This is a genomic window from Methylorubrum thiocyanatum (assembly GCA_014138645.1).
Taxonomy (GTDB): domain Bacteria; phylum Pseudomonadota; class Alphaproteobacteria; order Rhizobiales; family Beijerinckiaceae; genus Methylobacterium; species Methylobacterium thiocyanatum.
Genome location: JACJIB010000006.1, coordinates 346,802 through 363,448, shown reverse-complemented (window position 1 = coordinate 363,448; position 16,647 = coordinate 346,802). Strand labels below are relative to the sequence as shown.

The 16,647-nt window shown below is 67.7% G+C and carries 19 protein-coding genes and 1 pseudogene; 10 read left to right on the top strand and 10 right to left on the bottom strand.

Annotation, left to right across the window (positions count from 1 at the left end; genetic code table 11):
• Positions 1–19: 19 nt before the first annotated feature.
• Together HNR51_RS18360 and HNR51_RS18355 are read left to right on the top strand one after the other, a co-directional pair.
• Complete coding sequence (locus tag HNR51_RS18360) at positions 20–961, top strand: cation diffusion facilitator family transporter (protein WP_182555893.1); 942 nt, start codon at positions 20–22, stop codon at positions 959–961.
• Between the two features lie 12 nt (positions 962–973).
• Positions 974–1,144 carry a hypothetical protein gene (locus HNR51_RS18355; RefSeq protein WP_182555892.1) on the top strand — a complete coding sequence of 57 codons (171 nt, stop codon included), beginning with the start codon at positions 974–976 and terminating at the stop codon, positions 1,142–1,144.
• A 66-nt stretch (positions 1,145–1,210) separates the two neighbouring features.
• On the opposite strand, the gene HNR51_RS18350 is transcribed toward HNR51_RS18355, so the two are convergent.
• The 4 genes from HNR51_RS18350 to HNR51_RS18335 form a co-directional block, all read right to left on the bottom strand.
• Complete coding sequence (locus HNR51_RS18350; protein WP_182555891.1) at positions 1,211–1,576, bottom strand: hypothetical protein; 366 nt, start codon at positions 1,574–1,576, stop codon at positions 1,211–1,213.
• Between the two features lie 32 nt (positions 1,577–1,608).
• Positions 1,609–4,836, bottom strand: a complete 3,228-nt coding sequence (locus HNR51_RS18345) for an efflux RND transporter permease subunit (RefSeq protein WP_182555890.1) — start codon at positions 4,834–4,836, stop codon at positions 1,609–1,611.
• Positions 4,837–4,848: 12 nt separating this feature from the next.
• Entirely contained in the window at positions 4,849–6,582 is a 1,734-nt protein-coding gene (locus HNR51_RS18340; RefSeq protein ID WP_182555889.1) for an efflux RND transporter periplasmic adaptor subunit, read from the bottom strand.
• Between the two features lie 83 nt (positions 6,583–6,665).
• A complete protein-coding gene (locus tag HNR51_RS18335) occupies positions 6,666–7,049 on the bottom strand; it encodes a hypothetical protein (RefSeq protein ID WP_182555888.1) in 384 nt (127 codons plus the stop codon).
• An 84-nt stretch (positions 7,050–7,133) separates the two neighbouring features.
• Between HNR51_RS18335 and HNR51_RS18330 the strand changes: the two genes are divergently transcribed.
• The 4 genes and pseudogenes from HNR51_RS18330 (at position 7,134) to HNR51_RS18315 (ending at position 8,847) form a co-directional block, all read left to right on the top strand.
• Positions 7,134–7,286, top strand: coding sequence for a hypothetical protein (locus tag HNR51_RS18330; RefSeq protein ID WP_373325219.1), 153 nt, complete (start codon positions 7,134–7,136; stop codon positions 7,284–7,286).
• Positions 7,283–7,561: pseudogene (locus HNR51_RS18325) on the top strand (metallophosphoesterase); the annotation flags it as partial. The gene HNR51_RS18330 and the pseudogene HNR51_RS18325, both read left to right, overlap by 4 nt.
• Positions 7,562–7,825: 264 nt before the next feature.
• Entirely contained in the window at positions 7,826–8,176 is a 351-nt protein-coding gene (locus HNR51_RS18320) for a hypothetical protein (protein WP_182555887.1), read from the top strand.
• On the top strand, positions 8,173–8,847 hold the full coding sequence (locus HNR51_RS18315) for a PIN domain-containing protein (protein ID WP_182555886.1): 675 nt from the start codon (positions 8,173–8,175) through the stop codon (positions 8,845–8,847). The genes HNR51_RS18320 and HNR51_RS18315 overlap by 4 nt, the downstream gene beginning before the upstream one ends.
• Before the next feature lie 148 nt (positions 8,848–8,995).
• Here the strand turns inward: HNR51_RS18315 and HNR51_RS18310 are convergent, their stop codons facing one another.
• From HNR51_RS18310 to HNR51_RS18305, 3 genes are read right to left on the bottom strand one after another with little or no spacing between them, the layout of a single operon-like run.
• Entirely contained in the window at positions 8,996–9,760 is a 765-nt protein-coding gene (locus HNR51_RS18310) for an ImmA/IrrE family metallo-endopeptidase (RefSeq protein ID WP_239681584.1), read from the bottom strand.
• Positions 9,757–10,191, bottom strand: coding sequence for a hypothetical protein (locus HNR51_RS26780; RefSeq protein WP_239681585.1), 435 nt, complete (start codon positions 10,189–10,191; stop codon positions 9,757–9,759). The genes HNR51_RS18310 and HNR51_RS26780 overlap by 4 nt, the downstream gene beginning before the upstream one ends.
• Positions 10,188–10,802, bottom strand: coding sequence for a hypothetical protein (locus tag HNR51_RS18305; protein ID WP_182555884.1), 615 nt, complete (start codon positions 10,800–10,802; stop codon positions 10,188–10,190). The genes HNR51_RS26780 and HNR51_RS18305 overlap by 4 nt, the downstream gene beginning before the upstream one ends.
• A gap of 197 nt (positions 10,803–10,999) precedes the next feature.
• Here HNR51_RS18305 and HNR51_RS18300 point away from each other — a divergent pair, with 197 nt between their 5' ends.
• From HNR51_RS18300 to HNR51_RS18290, 3 genes are all read left to right on the top strand, one after another.
• The gene (locus HNR51_RS18300; RefSeq protein WP_182555883.1) at positions 11,000–11,203 is read left to right on the top strand and encodes a hypothetical protein; all 204 of its coding nucleotides are present in this window, start codon (positions 11,000–11,002) and stop codon (positions 11,201–11,203) included.
• Between the two features lie 74 nt (positions 11,204–11,277).
• Positions 11,278–13,296 (top strand): AAA family ATPase, encoded by a 2,019-nt coding sequence (locus tag HNR51_RS18295; RefSeq protein ID WP_182555882.1) that lies wholly within the window; start codon positions 11,278–11,280, stop codon positions 13,294–13,296.
• Positions 13,297–13,387: 91 nt separating this feature from the next.
• Positions 13,388–14,158 carry a hypothetical protein gene (locus tag HNR51_RS18290; protein WP_182555881.1) on the top strand — a complete coding sequence of 257 codons (771 nt, stop codon included), beginning with the start codon at positions 13,388–13,390 and terminating at the stop codon, positions 14,156–14,158.
• 38 nt (positions 14,159–14,196) lie between these two features.
• Here HNR51_RS18290 and HNR51_RS26775 read toward each other — a convergent pair whose 3' ends face one another.
• Entirely contained in the window at positions 14,197–14,715 is a 519-nt protein-coding gene (locus HNR51_RS26775) for a hypothetical protein (protein WP_239681586.1), read from the bottom strand.
• The gene (locus tag HNR51_RS26770) at positions 14,708–14,869 is read right to left on the bottom strand and encodes a hypothetical protein (RefSeq protein WP_239681587.1); all 162 of its coding nucleotides are present in this window, start codon (positions 14,867–14,869) and stop codon (positions 14,708–14,710) included. The genes HNR51_RS26775 and HNR51_RS26770 overlap by 8 nt, the downstream gene beginning before the upstream one ends.
• 410 nt (positions 14,870–15,279) lie before the next feature.
• Here HNR51_RS26770 and HNR51_RS18275 point away from each other — a divergent pair, with 410 nt between their 5' ends.
• The gene (locus tag HNR51_RS18275) at positions 15,280–15,462 is read left to right on the top strand and encodes a hypothetical protein (protein WP_182555880.1); all 183 of its coding nucleotides are present in this window, start codon (positions 15,280–15,282) and stop codon (positions 15,460–15,462) included.
• A gap of 62 nt (positions 15,463–15,524) precedes the next feature.
• Here the strand turns inward: HNR51_RS18275 and HNR51_RS18270 are convergent, their stop codons facing one another.
• A complete protein-coding gene (locus HNR51_RS18270; RefSeq protein ID WP_182555879.1) occupies positions 15,525–16,559 on the bottom strand; it encodes a hypothetical protein in 1,035 nt (344 codons plus the stop codon).
• Positions 16,560–16,647 lie beyond the last annotated feature (88 nt).

Genomic DNA, 16,647 nt, shown 5'->3' with positions numbered 1-16,647 from the left:
GCAAACCTGGGATCGGCATATGGGACACGGACACGCGCACGGTGGCGGCCATGGACATTCGCATGGCGGCGGCATTCCCTCGGGCTCGGCGGCGGCCCGCAACAAGGGACGTCTCGCCTGGGCGCTCGGGCTGACATTGACCTACATGCTCGCCGAGGTCGTCGGCGGACTGCTCACCGGCAGCCTCGCGCTCCTGGCGGATGCCGCGCACATGGTGACCGATGCGGGCGGCCTCGCCCTGGCGTTGCTCGCCATTCACTACGCGGCCAAGGCGCCGACGGCGGGCAAGAGCTTCGGGTACATGCGCTTCGAGATCCTCGCGGCGCTCGCCAACGCCGTCGTGCTGCTCGGGGTCACCGCCTACATCCTCTACGAGGCCTACCGGCGCTTCGTGGAGCCGACCGAGATCCTCGGCTGGCCGATGATGCTGGTGGCGCTGGTCGGACTGGGCGTGAACCTCGCCAGCATGAAGCTGCTGTCGGGCGGCTCTTCCGAGAGCCTGAACGTCAAGGGAGCCTATTTCGAAGTCTTCTCGGACATGCTGGGCTCGGTCGGCGTCATCCTCGCGGCCCTCGTGGTGATGGGCACGGGCTGGACCTGGGTCGATCCGCTCATCGGCGCCGGCATAGGCCTCTTCATCGTACCCCGTACCTGGCGGCTGCTGAGCGAGGCCCTGCACATCCTGCTGGAGGGCACGCCTCCCGGCGTGGACCTCGCCGCCCTGAAGACCGAGATCGAAGCGATGCCGGGGGTGCGCCGCGCCTACGACCTGCATGCCTGGACGCTGACCTCCGGCTTCGACGCGATGAGCGGGCACGTGGTGGTCGACGACGTCGCGGCAGGCCCGGGGGTGATCCGCGCGGTCCGCGCCCTGATGAAGGAGCGGCACGGCATCGAGCACGTCACCGTCCAGGTCGAGGACGAGGCGCTCGCCACGGAAGCCGCACACCTTCCCGTTTGAGGCGGCTTGGCCATGGTCGGCAAGAAGCTCGCCCGGGAAATCGAGAAATGGGAGTCGAGGCCGCGCGGCAGGCGGCGCGCCCGCCCGCACGTCAGGAGGCGGGCGGCCCGCGACCTCGTCAAGGTGCTGGCGCTTTGCTTCCTGCTCCTGGGCTTGCTGGTGATCCTGGGCCACTTCGCCTGACGGGCCGCCGCCGGGATCGGGCGGCCTATGCGCGAGAATGACCCGCGTGGCCGCCCGCCCTCCGTTCTACTGCTTCTCGAACCGCGCCTGGACGTTGTGCCCGTGCACCTTTGCGGACAGCACGACCTTCGCTCCCGCCGTCAGCGGGGCCTTGAGGTCGGCCGCGAGCTTGTTCGGGGCCGCCGGCTTCAGGGTGAGCGTCTCCGTCTTGCCCCCGACCTGGACGAAGGCCTTGGCGGAGAGGCCGGCCGTCTCGACCGGCTTGCCGTCCTCGCCGGTCACGAAGAACGTGATGCCGGTGTCCGTCGCGACGAACTCGATGGGATGTCCATCGGCGACCGTCGTCTGGCCGCCGTTCGGGCCGGCGGCGAGGCAGGGCGACGCGAGCGCGAGGGTGACGGCGAGGATCGTGGATCGGAAACGGAGGCGCATGACGTGTCCTTTCTGGGTCGGTCGGGAAGGTCTCAGAACGCCTCGACGGGCGAACTTCTCGGTGTCTCGGGGGAAGCCTCGGGGCGGTGACGGGCATCGTCGCGCAGCCGCTCCAGGGGCTTGCGGCCGAAGGTGAGGAACAGCACCGGGGTCAGCACGGTGTCGAGGAGTGTCGCGCTGATCAGGCCGCCGAAGATCGTCACCGCCACGGGATGCAGGATCTCCTTGCCCGGCGCGTCGGCGCCGATGAGCAGCGGCACCAGGGCGACGCCTGCCGAGAGCGCAGTCATCAGGACCGGCGCCAGCCGCTCCAGGCTGCCGCGGATGACGAGGTCGCGCCCGAACGGCATGCCCTCAAGGATGGCAAGGTTCAGGTAGTGGCTGATCTTGAGGATGCCGTTGCGGGTGGCGATGCCCGTCAGCGTGATGAAGCCGATCATCGAGGCCACCGAAAGAGGTTGCCCGGCGAGCCATAGGGCGGCGACCGAGCCGATCAGCGCCAGCGGGATGCTCCCGAGGATGATCAGCGTGAACACCACCGAACGGTAGCGGCTGTAGAGCAGCGCGAAGACCAGGGCGAGGGAGAGGAGCGAGAGAAGGCCGATGGTCCGGCTCGCTTCGGCCTGGGCCTGGAACGAGCCCTCCAGGCTCGTGGTGTACCCGTTGGGCAGGCTCGCCGCGGCGACCTTCTCCTGGATGGCCTGGACGATCTTGCCCATGTCGGAACCGGGCTGGGTGTTGGCCTGCACGACGATGCGGCGGCGGGCGTTCTCGCGCAGGATCTGGTTCGGCCCGTCGGTCTCGCGGATGTCGGCGATCTGGCGCGCCGGCACCCAGCCCGAAGGAGTCTCGATGAGGAGGTCCCCGAGGCGCTGGGTGGTACGCATCGTGTCGGAGAGGCGCATCACCACGTCGAAGCGGCGATACCCGTCCACCACCCGCGAGACCACCTGACCGTTCGAGAGGCGGCTCAGCTGCTCGACCAGCGCTGCGGGCTGGACGCCGTAGAGGGCCGCGCGGTTGTAGTCGACGCGGATCTCCAGCTGCGGGATCAGCACCTGCTTCTCGACCTGCAGGTCGGCGATGCCGGGGATGTCGGCGAGCCGCGCCCTCATGTCCTCGGCCAGCCCGCGCAGGGTGTCGAGATCCTCGCCGAAGATCTTGAGCGCGATCTCGGCGCGCACGCCCGAGAGCATATGGTCGAGCCGGTGTGAGATCGGCTGGCCGACGTTGACGCTGACGGGCAGCACCGCGAGTCGCCCGCGAATGTCTGCGACGAGCTCGGGCTTGGGTCGCGCCCCCGGCTTAAGGTCGATCTCAAGATCGGAGGAGTGGACGCCTTCGGCATGCTCGTCGAGTTCGGCCCGGCCGGTTCGGCGACCGATGGACTTCACGTCGGCCATCTCCAGGAGCAGGCGCTCGGCGACAAGCCCGATCCGGTTGCTCTCGACGAGGGAGATGCCAGGGTTGAAGGTCATGTTGACCGTGAACGAGCCCTCGTTGAACGGCGGCAGGAAGGTCCGCGGCAGGAAGGTCGCCGCGAGCCCGGCCGCCGCCACCGCCAGGCCGGCGACCACCATGACCGGCCGGCCATGCCCGAGCAGGCCGCGCAGCAGGACGGCGTTGCCGCGCTTGAGCCATTTGAGGAAACGGCTGTCGTGCTCCTCCAGGCGCTTGAGGCCCGGCAACAGGTAGTAGGCCAGCACCGGCGTCAACGTGATCGAGACCAGGAGGCTCGCCAGGATGGAGACGATGTAGGCCTGGCCCAGCGGCGCGAAGAGCCGGCCTTCGATACCCGACAGGGCGAAGAGCGGCACGAACACCAACACGATCACCATCGTGGCGTAGACGATGCCGGAGCGCACCTCGTTCGAGGCCGAGACCACGACCTCGAACACCGAGCGCGGGTTGCCCGCCTTCCGGTTCTCCCCGAGGCGCCGGAAGATGTTCTCCACGTCCACCACGGCGTCGTCCACGAGTTCGCCGATGGCGATGGCGAGGCCGCCGAGCGTCATCGTGTTGATGGACAGGCCGGCGAGGTGGAACACGACCGCGGTCGCCAGGATCGAGACCGGAATCGCGGTGAGTGAGATCGCGGTGGTGCGCACGTTCAACAGGAAGGCGAACAGCACCACGGCGACGACGGCGACCGCCTCCAACAGCACGGTCTCGACGTTGCGGATCGAGGTCTCGATGAAGTTCGCCTGCCGGAAGATGAGCTGATCGGCGCGAACGCCCTGGAAGGCGCAAGCCTCGCCGGTGGTTTCGCTCATGGACGGGGCTTGTCTGCCCGAGGTACCCATACCCGTGCCGGACCCGCATGAGTTCAGGCTGGCCGTGATTTCCGCCAGCGCCGCCTCGACCTCGCGGGTGAGTCGGACCGTGTCGACGCCGGGCTGCTTCTCGACCGAGACGACGACCGCGGGTGCGCCCATGTAGCCCGCATCGCCACGCTTCACCCGCGCTGCGAAGGAAACCTCGGCGACTTGCCGCAGGTAGATCGGCCGGCCGCCCACGGTCGCGACGACCATGTTGCGCAAGTCGTCGAGGTTCATGGTCCGGCCGAGGTTCCGGATCAGGTACTCGCGGGCGTACTGGTCGGTGAAGCCGCCACCGGTGTTGGTGCCGAACTGCGCGAGCGCCGTCTCCAACTGGGTATGGGTGACGCCGAGCGCCCTGAGCGCCGTGGGCTGGGGTGCGACGCGGAACTGGCGCACCTCGCCGCCCATCGGGATCACCTGGGCGACGCCCGGGATGGAGAGCAGGCGCGGCCGGATGGTGAAGTCGGCGAGTTCCCGCAACTGCATCGGCGAAACCGAGCCGCCGTTGAGGGCGACCATGACGATCTGGCCCATGATCGACGAGACCGGGCCCATCATCGGGTTGACCGTCGGCGGCAGTTGCGGGCGCACCATGGCGAGCCGCTCGGAGACCTGCTGGCGGTTGCGGTAGATGTCGGTGCCCCAGTCGAACTCGACGTAGATCACCGAGAGGCCGACGCCCGAGACCGAGCGGACGCGGGTGACGCCGGGCAGGCCGTTCATCTGCGTCTCGACCGGGAATGTGACGAGTTGTTCGACCTCCTGGGGCGCGAGGCCTTCCGCTTCCGTCATGATGGTGACGGTCGGGCGGTTGAGGTCCGGGAAGACGTCCACGGGGAGCCGGGTCGCGGTGAAGGCGCCGTAGATGACGAGCACGGCGGCGAGCGCCAGGACGAGGAGGCGGTTGCGCAGGGACTGCGTGACGAGGAGCGTGAACATCGGCGCGTCTCCTCAGCGGACCTGGTTGAGGAGTTCGGCGCCCTGGGTCACGATCCGCTTGCCCGGAACGACCCCGGACACCACCAGGACCTGCCCCGCGTCGAGCGGCTCGACCCTCACCTCGCGCGGCTCGAAGCGCTCCGGCGCGGTGTGCTCGTAGACGATGTTCTGGCCGTTGCCGCCGCGCACCACGCTCATGCGCGGCAGCGCCAGCCCCTTCTGCTGCGCGTCGGTCGCGGCCAGCACGGTGACGAACTGCCCGGTGCGAAGCTCAGGCGGGGCGCCCTCGACCGCGAAGTGCATGGGAACGGCTTGGCTCCGGTCGGCGAGCCCGGCCCCCATGTAGGCGAGGCGCAGCATGCGACCATCGGCGAGGCGAGCGGTGGCGTCCTGGCCACCGGCGAGAGCGTCGAAACTCAGCGCCTCGACCCAGAGACGTCCCGGGTCGACGATATGGAACACCTGCACGCCGGGGCTTGCCATCTGCCCGGCCACGGCGGTCGCCTCCGCGATCACGCCGTCGACCGGCGCCTTGAGGGCTTCCGGCTGCTGGCGGATGGTGTCGAGGGCGGCGCGGCGGTCGGCCAGCCCCTTCAGCTCGGCCTGGGCGTCTTCCAACTGCACCTGCGAGACCGCGCCGCCCGGCGCGAGCTTGCGGTAACGCTCGACCCGCCGCTCGACGACCGCGATCTGTTGGTCGAGCTCGCCCTGGCGCTGCCGCATGTCGGAGGCGTCGACGGCCTGCACCGGCGGGGTGACGTAGGCCAGCACCTCGCCCTTGCGGACCCGCGTGCCGAGCCGCGGGAAGATCCCGGACTCCGGCGGCGAGAGCCGGCCGCCGACCGAGGACTGCACGACCCCGCTGGCACTCGGATCGGGCACGATGCGCCCCGGCAGCTCGACGGTGCGGCGCAGGGTGTCCGACGAGGTCACCACTGTGCGCACGGCCAGCACTCTCTGGGTGGGCTTGGGCACGAAGATCGCCCCGTCCGCCTGACGTCGCGCCAAGTCCTGCCCCCCGGGCGTCGGTGCGGCCATGAGGGCGGCCCCCGATCCGGGGCCGCCACCGTCGCCATGGCCGTGCCCCTCGCCCGCGAAGGCGCTCGGCGCGAACGCGAGGGCGACGACGAGCACGACCAGGGCGGTGGCCGGCAGGTAGCGGCGCCCCTTCATCAGGAGCGTGACCACGATGCCCAGGAGGAAACCGGTACCGCCTATCGCGAGCGGCAGCGGGTCGGCCTCTTTGAGGTGGCGCTGGAAGTCGTGGGCCGCGGCGAGACCTGTCGCCCAGGTGGAGACACCCGCCGCAGGCGGTGCCGCCGGTGGCTCCGGCACGGTCAGCGTGACAGGAAATATGTCGGTCGCGCCCGAGGCCGTCACGGTGAAGAGCACCTCGTGGTCGCCGGGATGCAGGCTCCAGTGGGCATCGACCACGTAGCTGCCGTCCGGCACGGGCGAGGCGGTTGCTGATCCATCCGGTGTCTCGGCCTGGACGACGGCGTCCGTCACGGGCTCGTTGGTGCCGGCACGGTCGAGGAACACGGCCAAGCGACCGTTGCGGGCGATGGCGACCAGCTCGAACGTGTCAGTGCTCGACGAGCTGCGCGGCGCCGTCGCCGCCGTGGGGGCCTGTGTTTCGTTGCCGTGGTCGTGCCCCTCATGGGCGGCGGCGAGCGTCGACGCGCCAGCCCAGAGGCCGAGCGTAAGGAGGGCCATCCGCAGGGCGGAGGCGGAAAGAACACGCATGGAGTGATCGAACCTTCGCGTCAAAGAGGCTGGCGGCTGTCCTTCATGGGCAGCCGCTCAGGGTGCGCGTGGGAGCGCGGACCTCAGGCGAAGGTTCGAGGGGGCTCGGGAAGCGTCTCGGGTACGACGCTGTCGAACGTGACTTTGCGGATGCCGGCCAGGGTTCGCTCGGGATTCCAGGCGACCGCGACGGTCAGGCAGTCCCAGCGGGCGAACGACGCAGGGCAGCAGCACTGGCCGCAAGGGCCGGCCACCGCCTCGTCGGCGCCTGGGTCGGCATGGCCGGCGACGTCGTCGGCCTGAGCTGATCCCGGGTGCTGATAATGGACGACCGAGCCTGCAGCGTCGTGTCCGACATGCTGCGTCGCCACATGCGCGTGCCCCGCATCCACCACCGAGAACGCGACGAGCGTCACGATCTGGAAGACCGTGAGCAGCGAGCGCCAAAGGGAGCGGGTGGCCGACATGATGAGGCGTCCTTAGCATGTCCGGAGCCGTCATTCATGGGCTTTTTTGCAACGGACGTCCGCCGGGCCGGCGAAAGGGTCCGCATGCACCTCTACGGGCACTCGCACGGCACGCTGCCCGGCACCGCCGCCAGCATTGACGTCGAGGGCAATTGCTTCGGCTTCCGGCCCGTCGCCATCGACGAGATCCGCGTCCGCCTCGCCGAGAACGCCGATGCAGAGGGAGGCGGGTCGTGAATGCGCGCCGGCTCCGGGTCTTCGGCGACCTGCACCAGGATTGGCCCGGGAACGCCTGGGACCCGGCCGCGCACGCGCCGTCCAGCGGCTTCGACGTGGCGGTTGTCAACGGAGACGTCCACATGCCGCTGACGCGCGCCCTGGACTGGCTCGGCGAGCGCCTTCCTGGCGTCCCGGTCGTCTACGTCCCGGGCAACCATGACTTCCGGTGGGACCGCGGCGGAGAGCGCTACGCGATCCGCGACCAACCCACCCGGGGACGGGACCGTGAGGCCGGCACCGCATGAAGCCGCAGGCGTGGACCGCCATGACGCACTCATAAGCCCTGGGCTTTCCCGTAGTAGCTTCGCTGGACACGCGTCCGGGCCGAATACCGCACGACGTCACGCGATGCGAAGTGGCCCGGCGGCTATTGTGAAGGGGCGCCGGCTATCCTGCGAACCGCTCGCGAACGGGTATCCCCGAGACCGAGCGGACCCACGTCTTGATCAGGACGCAAACAACGCTATAGTTTCTGGGGTTTCTATAGGAGGGCGGCGATGGCGGGTAAGTCTGTCTCGGGCTACGTGGACGAGTCCGTCGCCGCCAGGCTCGGTGCCGTAGCGGCGGCCGAAGCCAGGACCCCGGCCAGCTTGGTGGGCCAGGCGACAAGCTTCTACGTCGGATTACCGGAAATGGCCCGTTCGGCCCTGCGAAGCCTTGAGCAGAGCGGCACCCCGGAGGAGCGCCGTTGGTTCGAGGGTGAATTCGTGCGCCTGCTTCTCAAGGCCAAGTTCGCGATCACCCAACGTGCCATGGCGGAACAAGTCGGCCCCTCCTTGCCGGCGGACAACAGCGACGAGGCAATCGAGGCCGCTACGCAAGAGTGGTTGGGCGCGACCACGCCGTGACCGCATTCCGCCTTTGTGTCGATCTGAACATCTGGATCAAGCAGTTCTTCGCCGACAAAGCCGGGCGTCAAGGCACTGCCCCCCAACGTATCGTCCGAGCGGTACTGAATGGTGAGGCAGGCGTCGGACCGATCCAACTCGTCATCTCGCACACGATGCTGTCACGACTGCATTCCGTCTATCTCCGCAAGGGGATCGCGGGCGATGTCGCGGCGGACAACATCGAGACCATCGCGAACTTCGCGCTTCTCGGACCCGCAGCGGAATACCCCCGGATGGTTCTAGGCGGAGGCGTGCAGCCGACGCGTGAGGCGGTTGCGCCCGGCTGCAACCCCTACGATCCGGCGTTCAGCCACAAACCGTATGACCCCGAGGACGGTCGGGTCCTTGACACTGCGCTCGCCGGACAGGCCGATGCCTTGGTCACGAGCAACTTCAAGGATTTCGTCCACTACTCCGACGGCGTCGTACGGCGTGGTCGAGTGCATGTAAGAAGAACGGCGGGCCCGGACCTTTGGATCGTCCAACCCGAAGAGATGGCGGATTGGCTCCGGACGGGCATCAGGCCCGGGCCGACCCGGAACATCCTCATGAGGCGCGGAAGGCCCGCACGACCGCGACAGGACACGCCTACGGATGGGGATGACCCATCTGGTGGACCCAAGCCTTAGAACCGTCCCTGACCGGCAACCGAGATGGCCGATGCCCGGGAGGGAAAGCCCAAGTTTGAGGCGGCATGCGATGTACTCGGGCAGGAACTGGCGGGCGAGGGCAAGTTCCACGTCCATAGCCGCATGGATTGACGCCGTGCGGTACGGATCAGGCACGTCCTCGCTCGGGTACGGTCACCACGGTGATCACCTCGCCTGAGGACGGTCGGAACGATTGCTCCCGCACGTCGTGGTCCTGGCAACCTGGGAACTCGAACCATGCGTCGGCCCCTACCATCCGAGGGTGCGTGGACTCGGCATCGCCCTTGTAAAGCATGCCGAACGCGAAGCTGTCAGGATCGAGGTCGTCGCGCACCCGCCACCGGGGAGACACCGCTCCCGACTTCCAGAACCAGCGTCGTCCGTCCAGGCCGTCGCGCACCATCGCGACCGGGAAGCGGTTCGCCCGTACCGCCTTTAAAAGCGTGGCCGTCCGGCTGGCGTCGAACGTCCCGGCCAACTCGTCGAGCGTCTGGATGGTGAGGCTGCGCATCCGCCGCACCAGCGGGTCGAAGAGGTATCCCGGCAGGATCAGGTCGGACGCGAAGTCGTCGGCCTGCCGCTCGGGGTCGAGCGCGCTGCCGGTGAAGCGCCCGATCTGCTTGTCCGTGCAGAGGAGCAGCCTGTTCCGGTGAAGGTGCCAGTGCCCGATCTCGTGGGCCAGCGAGAACCGCCTACGCGTATGGATGCTCTCGCTGTTCACCGCGATGATGGCGTGCCGGGCATTGCCGACGATGGTCGCCTCGCATCGGTCCATGGGCCGGAACTTCACCAAGGCGCCCTGCGAGAACGCGATGGCTTCGAGGTCGATCTCGCCGGGTGCCCGGATGCCGAGGTCGTTGAGCAGGCGTTCCGCTTGGTTGGGAGCGCTCACGCCTCGCCGTCCCCGTCCCGAAGCTGCGAGAGCCTTTCCAGGTCCGCGAGGTCTTCGAGCAGGCCTTCCTCGTCGCGCTCGGACAACCCCTCCCCCTTGCGGGCCGCCATCATCATCCCGGAGGCGGCCGGCGCCCGCGACCTCATCGCGGCGAGGCGCTCCCTCTGGCGCGCGAGGTCGAGCGGGACGACTTTCTCCTCCCGCCGGAACGCCGCCAGACCTTCGCGCGCCTGTGCCATCCGTGCCTGCGCGCATTCCTCGTGCGCCGCGGCCAGGCGCGCCTTCATGAGGGCGACCACCTCGTCGGGCGAGCGGCCCTCCTCGACGAATTCCTCGCGGAGATCCGCCTCCGAGGTTTCGAGGATGTTGTCCAGGAAGGCCTCCTCGATGTGGTCGAGGGGCGTTCGCGGGGTCGATTTGCCTGCGGTCATCGCGTCCACCTTCCCGGGAAGCGCTTGTCCGACTCTTTCCTGATCTTCCTGATCACGTAGTGAATCCTGTTCGGGGCAAGCCCCGTTTCCTCGTACAGGTCGGCACCCTTCAGCCCGAGGGAGAGCGCCGTGACGACGAGCTCGACTTCCCCGTCGCCCGGGAAGAGGCCGATCAGGTCGCCGACGGCACCATCGCCCTCGGCCTTGAGCAGGAGCGCCTCGGGGTCCTCCCCGGGGGCGAACAGGAGGTCAGCCGGCGCCAGTCCCTTGGTCTGCTCCCCCGTCGCCGTCGGCGGGGAGGCCTCGAAGGATACCTCCGCCAGCATCCGCGACCGCCGGTGGCCCGCGATGCTCCAGATGGCGTCGGCAAGGAACTTCACCACGGAAACCCCTCTGGGGCATTTCCGCTTGCCGGCAATCGCCCGGCAGAGGGCTTCCTGCACTAGGTCGCCGTCGCGGAAGTCGGTGCCGCCGCGGTAGCGCGCATCGACCTTCGCGAGCCTGAGCCAATCGGCGCTCGTCAGCGACGCGAGCGCGGCGCGCATCTCTGCGGCGTCGAGATGATCGTCCCCGTCGGCATCGACCGACGCGGACGCGTCCTGCCCCCCCATTCCCCCGCTCCCAATGCCCTATGCCGGGCATTTCGACGAATTCGGAAAAGTTTTCGTCCGGCCCGAGTCCGAATCCCATGCCCTGGCCGGCATAGGGCCCCAGGATGCCAGCCCGGCAGCGGGACGCAACCTTGAGGAGGCGCCCGGCCAGGCGGTCGCCCACCTGCGCCCTCCTGGAAGACGACGGAGTACGACAGATGAAACAGCCCGGGCTCGATGGCCGGCACCGCGATCAGAACGGCCAGATCCGCCAGAAGAACGGCACCACGCGCGTGGGCACGCTGCGCGAGCAGTATGGCGACGGCTTCGCCGCCGGCCACCGCTCCGACATGCACCTCAGCACGCTGCTGGAACGCGAGGGGGCCGGGTCCCTGAGCCAGCTCCTGAAGCGGGACCGCTGAGAGAACCCCGACCTTCCCCGGGCCTGCCTACGGCGGCCCGGGGAGCTCCCTTCCCGTAGCGTACGCAGGCACCCATGCGGCTGATCAAGGCACACGTCCGGAACTATCGCAGCATCCGTGACACAGGCGAGTTCGAGGTCGAGGGCGACAAGACCATCATGGTCGGTCCGAACGAGGCCGGGAAGACGGCCATCCTGCAGGCGCTGCAGCAACTCAACCCGCCGTCGGAGGTCAAGAAGTTCGACGCGCTGCGCGACTATCCCCGCGCGCTCTACAACGACGTCACGACCGGCAAGGTGACCCCGGCCGCGGTACCGGTCGTGACGGGCGTCTTCGCGCTCGACGAGAGTGACCGCGCCGCGGTGTCCCCGGAGTTCCGGGAGTGCCGGTACAGCTTGACGAGATTCCTCGACAACCGCGGGACGCATCACCTCCAGGGCGTCCCCGCCGTCCCGACGTACGGCGCCATGAAGAAGGACCTCGTCAGGCTCGCCGCCCACATCGACTCCCGGGCGCAGGTCGCCGAGGGAGGGCAGCCCGCACGGTCGGCGGCCGACGAGCTCGCCGGTATCGCCTCCGAGTGGTCCGACGACACCAGGATGGCCACGGGAACCGTCGCGGCGCTGCGCAAGTGGCTCGACGGGGCCTACGCCCGCATCGACGAGGAAGCCGAGAAGGAGGAGCAGCGGCTGGACCGGCTCCAGGAGCAGGCATCCTACGACGAGCGGAAGTCGAAGGCGCTCGACCTCCTCGGCGGCCGCCTTCCGGTCTTCGTGCTGTTCAGCAACTACTTCCGGGTGCGGCCGGTGATCCACCTCGCGCACCTCTCGTCCCGGCTCCAGACCGGCGTCCTCGACGACGAGCAGTACGATTACGGCAACTCCTGCCTCCTGCGACTTCTGGGCTTCACCGCCAAGGAGCTGTCCGACCTCGGACGGGTGGCCGAGCCGGGCGCCGCCGATGCCGCCGCCCTGGCCAGCTACCGCGATCAACTCGACCGGCGGAGCTACCAGCTCAACGCCGCCAGCGTGCGGCTCACCGAGGAGATCCGGCGCGTCTGGAACCCCAACCCCGAACGCGCCGAGGCCGACCGCCTGCGCGTCGTCGCGGACGGGCAGTACCTGAAGGTGGTGGTGGAGGACGACCTCGGCGTCGAGATCGAGCTCGACCAGCGCTCCGAGGGCTTCCAATGGCTGGTCTCTTTCTTCGTGGTGTTCTTCGCCGAGGCGGCGGGCAAGCACGAGAACGCCATACTGCTCCTCGACGAGCCCGGGCTCAGCCTTCACGCCCTGAAGCAGAGGGATTTCCGGGAGACCGTCTCGCGGCTCGCGGCGAGCAACCAGACCCTCTACACGACGCACTCGCCGTTCCTGGTCGGGCCGGGCGAACTCGACCTCGTGAGGGTGGTCGAGATGCGCGACCGCAGGGCCGGCACCAAGGTGCACACCACGGTGACCTCGCGCGACCCGGCGGCCCTGCTGCCGCTCCAGGAAGCGCTCGGGTACGACCTCGCGCAGAGCCTGTTCGCGAGCCAGCGCAACCTCGTCCTGGAGGGGCTGACCGACCACTGGTACGTGGAGGCGACGTCCGCCCTGCTCGGCGACGCCGGCGAGGCGCGGATCAACGACAAGGTCGCGCTGGTCACGGCGAGCGCGGCGAGCAAGGTGGTGTACTTCGCCACCCTGCTGCACGCGAACGGCCTCAAGGTCGCCGCCCTACTCGACTCCGACGCGGCGGGCGACCAGGCGGCCCAGCAGGACACGCTTGTGCACGCCCTCGGCCAGAAGGCCATCCTGCGCGCGAAGGACTACGCCGACGCCGCCGTCGCCAAGGCGGAGATTGAGGATCTCCTGCGGGAGACGCTCGTCGGCATCGCCAAGGGACTTGGATGGGACGTCGAGGCGAAGGCCGCGGCGCAGCCCGGGCGCCCCCTGGTCGACATCCTGACCAAGGAGGCCAAGGGCTTCTCGAAGTACAAGCTCGCCAAGGCGTATGTCCGGTGGACCCGGGACCACGACGCCGGCGACCTGACCGCCGACGAGCGTGCACGCTGGAAGCGGCTCATCGAGGCGGTGAACGCCGCACTCAAGTGAGCGCCCCGAAACGTGAGCGGCGGCCGAGCTAAAGCTTGTCGACCGCCGCGCACCCGTCCCTTCCTCCGCTCCACCGGACAAACCCGTCGCCATGATCAAGCGCTCCTTCCTGACGAAGCAAACCGAGAAGAGCCTCCGGGAAAGGCGCACGTCGCCCTTCCTCCGCCGCCTGGCGTTCCAGATCGTGGATGCCGAAGCCCGCGAGCACTACGGCGACACCTACCCGATGCGGTGCTTCCAATGCTCGGCGGCTACCGGCGCCGTCCTCAGGGAGTTCGGGATCGGCTCGCGGCTCCTGGCGGGCGCCGTATGCGTCGCCCAGGTCGGCGAACGGAAACCGCCACGCTGGGCCGGCTTCTGGGACCAGGACCATCACATCTGGCTCATGACCGCCTTCGGCGAGCTCGTGGACCTGTCGGTCGGGGTCCTCCATCGACATCCCGCTGCCGGAGGGCCGGACGACCTGCCGAACCTGCCGCTCTGGTGGACGGACCCAGGCACCTGGCCGCCGGTCATCCGCTACCTCCCGGATACCGAGGTTCACGACCTCGGCGACCCCGAGGACGCCGTCGACCTTCGGCTATTCGAGCGTCAGGTCCTGGCGCGTCTCGCCGGGATGCTGCGCGACGGCACGGTCGATGACGTGACCTTCGGACCGATCCTCGACGGCTTGGACACTCTGAACGCGATGACCAAGGCAGGGGCGCCCTGGGCGAGCCGAGCCTTCCTGATGCAGAGGCACGGCGTCCCGCTGCCGCCCTGGGTTCGTGCCAGGGAGGCCGAACTCATGAATGCCTGGGCCTCGCGCAGGTCACCCACCAGTCGCCTCGGCGATGTTCCCGGCGTCCTAGGCACATCATGAAGGGCCCGACCCACCGGTCGGCCCGTCGGTCCGTTGCCTCAGCCCGTTACGCCGGCGAGCGCCCGGGGATGCAACTCGGCTTGGTAGGTGCTGGAATGTCGGAGCAACCGGCGCATCTGGTCCATCCAGCCGAGGTCCCGGGCCGCCGCGTCGTAGACGCAGATGGAAAGGCCCATCGTCAGGGCGGGCTCGATCTTGGCATAGGCGTTCGAGACGCCCATGGAGACCAGCGTCGGGTCGGCCAGGGGCCGACGGACCAGCATCGCGAACTCGATGTACCGGATGTCGCGGTCGCGAAGGTGGAAGACCACGGACTGGTGTCGAAAACGGGGACGCTCGAAGACCGGGCACGGCCGCATGTCGAAGAGCGCGGTCACGGCGTTCAGTGCCAGGAGCCTGAACAGCCGCTCCTCGTCGAGCGCTCCGACGTCGATGAACGCGACCTCGCCGCGGCCCTCGTCACGGGCGGGAAAGAGGGAGTGCTGCACCTGCACGCAGGGCGCTCCGGGCACGACCGCAATCCTGACCGGGAAGCCTATTACCTCGGCTTCAAGCATTTCGCTTCTCCGGCACGAGGGCGGCAGCCTTCTCTTCCAGGGATTCCAAAGCTCTCAGGCGTACCGCGTGTTCCGGGACGCCGCCGACGGTGACCCGGTAGCTCCCGTCCTCGTTCTTCAGTTCGGTCCGCTTGACGAAGAAGTCCTCGTACATGCGTACGCCTACCCCCGTGAAGGGGACCACGACCATCCTGTCCACACCCACGGCCGAACCGCCCTTCGGGCGCTTCGGCAGCTCGTTGGCGATGGCGTCGGAATGCAGCTTGACGTTAGCGGGACGCTTCTAGCCTCCACTTTCGAGCCCAAAAAAGGATTTGCTGATGCGCATTCTGGCCGTTTCAATTGCGATGTTGACCGCCGCGTGGGTGGGGCCTGCCGCCGCTCATGGGTGCCATCACGGATGGCAGCAGGGCCGCCTGGAGGGGTGGCACAGCCACGGCCTCAAGTGCGACGCGCGCAAGGGGATCGGCGTGTCGCGCCGGGGAAAGCAGAACGGACGTCGGGCCGCATAGAAGGCTGAATTCTAGCCTCCGGTTCGATGGCGTCGATGTCCGGCAGGCGAGAGTGGCGCTCCGTTTCGGCGCGAAGGTCGCCGGTCGGGTGGAGGGACGGTATCTCGTGGCCATGGACGGCGACGAGTTCAATCGGACCGTTCCTTGGAACGACGCCGACGTCGTCGAGGCGGTACTGCCTGTGCCGCCCACCGAAGACGCGCTGGGCGGACTGTTGGGCTTCCGTCTCGGCTGACGGGTTCGGCGGGGGGCATCCGGCAAGCCGATGGTCCCGCCGGGCCCCTTCGGTCTTCCCGCTCAGATGAGCGTCGAACCGAACGCGGCGATGGCTTTCCTCGCCAGTGTCTGGAGCAGATAACGCCACTTGGGCAACTGTGCGTCGTCGTCAAAAACCGATCCGGATTGCAGAGTATATCCATAACTGAACTTGCCGTGGACGATGGAATTTCGAAACGTGTAGATCGCTTCCCCCAGGGCCCCTGGGGTCTTTGTATGTATGAGATTGTCGTCGATGCTTTTCTGCAGGATAGACGCGTCAGTAATCATATTGACGAGTTGCAGGAGAGGTCCTTTCTCGTCACGGAATACGACGTCCAGAACGCGCTTCGCGAAATCCGCCTCCGATATCGTGCCGTCATGGCGAAGCTTGGTAAGCTTGTTTTGATTCATCAGGAAAGAAAAATATTCAAGCGTTCTATAAAAGTAGATACATGCTGCGGCGTTGTTCGACTGCGCGATCCCGAAATGGAAGAAGCGCAAGGGGTCGAGATCCTTCACGATTGGGCCCAGCGATAAGGATACCGGCTCGGGCGCGTCCGGCTCTTCGGCCCAAAGGAACTCATCGTCCATGGCGTAAGGCGAAGGCAGGGTTCCTGTTCGCTCGTGGTATTGGATGCTGGCGTTCAGAAATGCAGCCTCCACGTTTTCTGCTGTGACGCCTAACATGCGAGCTGTATGTATCGTGTCCCATGCGCCAAAATACTTTGCTCTATGGACGTATTCGAACACGTATGCTGCCAGAGGTGATGCCTGACCAAAACTGACTTCCATGTTCCCCATTTTCAGGGAAATGAATGTAGGTACTTGGCCTATCAGGATTTCGGCATACGATCCAGCCATAAACCCCTTGGCGCCAAACATCTGAAAATAAGTTGGGTTGGCCTGTTCGAGCTCGCTCGGCGTCGGATAATATTCATGCGGAGGCACGAATAAACGCACGTGCCCCGGCGGCCATGAAACGTATTGGCCGTTCTGCACGGCGTCATACGTCAAATGATCCGTCTCGTAATTCGAGGAGTCGGGGTCGAACTCGAAAGGAATGATCGGGGGCATGCTGTTCACCGGCTCACGCTGACCGTACGTCGGGGACCCGACTTCCGTGGGAAGCCATACGGCGCGCAGGCCGGGACGGTAAGGTCGA

Bases quoted from the DNA above. Each gene is read 5' to 3' on its own strand.
- HNR51_RS18355 (WP_182555892.1), top strand. From the start codon at position 974: ATGGTCGGCAAGAAGCTCGCCCGGGAAATCGAGAAATGGGAGTCGAGG.
- HNR51_RS18330 (WP_373325219.1), top strand. From the start codon at position 7,134: ATGCACCTCTACGGGCACTCGCACGGCACGCTGCCCGGCACCGCCGCC.
- HNR51_RS18335 (WP_182555888.1), bottom strand. From the start codon at position 7,049: ATGTCGGCCACCCGCTCCCTTTGGCGCTCGCTGCTCACGGTCTTCCAG.
- HNR51_RS18290 (WP_182555881.1), top strand. From the start codon at position 13,388: ATGATCAAGCGCTCCTTCCTGACGAAGCAAACCGAGAAGAGCCTCCGG.
- HNR51_RS18270 (WP_182555879.1), bottom strand. From the start codon at position 16,559: ATGCCCCCGATCATTCCTTTCGAGTTCGACCCCGACTCCTCGAATTAC.
- HNR51_RS18350 (WP_182555891.1), bottom strand. From the start codon at position 1,576: ATGCGCCTCCGTTTCCGATCCACGATCCTCGCCGTCACCCTCGCGCTC.
- HNR51_RS18360 (WP_182555893.1), top strand. From the start codon at position 20: ATGGGACACGGACACGCGCACGGTGGCGGCCATGGACATTCGCATGGC.
- HNR51_RS18295 (WP_182555882.1), top strand. From the start codon at position 11,278: ATGCGGCTGATCAAGGCACACGTCCGGAACTATCGCAGCATCCGTGAC.
- HNR51_RS18345 (WP_182555890.1), bottom strand. From the start codon at position 4,836: ATGTTCACGCTCCTCGTCACGCAGTCCCTGCGCAACCGCCTCCTCGTC.
- HNR51_RS26770 (WP_239681587.1), bottom strand. From the start codon at position 14,869: ATGTACGAGGACTTCTTCGTCAAGCGGACCGAACTGAAGAACGAGGAC.
- HNR51_RS18305 (WP_182555884.1), bottom strand. From the start codon at position 10,802: ATGGGGGGGCAGGACGCGTCCGCGTCGGTCGATGCCGACGGGGACGAT.
- HNR51_RS26775 (WP_239681586.1), bottom strand. From the start codon at position 14,715: ATGCTTGAAGCCGAGGTAATAGGCTTCCCGGTCAGGATTGCGGTCGTG.
- HNR51_RS18340 (WP_182555889.1), bottom strand. From the start codon at position 6,582: ATGCGTGTTCTTTCCGCCTCCGCCCTGCGGATGGCCCTCCTTACGCTC.
- HNR51_RS18300 (WP_182555883.1), top strand. From the start codon at position 11,000: ATGAAACAGCCCGGGCTCGATGGCCGGCACCGCGATCAGAACGGCCAG.
- HNR51_RS18320 (WP_182555887.1), top strand. From the start codon at position 7,826: ATGGCGGGTAAGTCTGTCTCGGGCTACGTGGACGAGTCCGTCGCCGCC.
- HNR51_RS26780 (WP_239681585.1), bottom strand. From the start codon at position 10,191: ATGACCGCAGGCAAATCGACCCCGCGAACGCCCCTCGACCACATCGAG.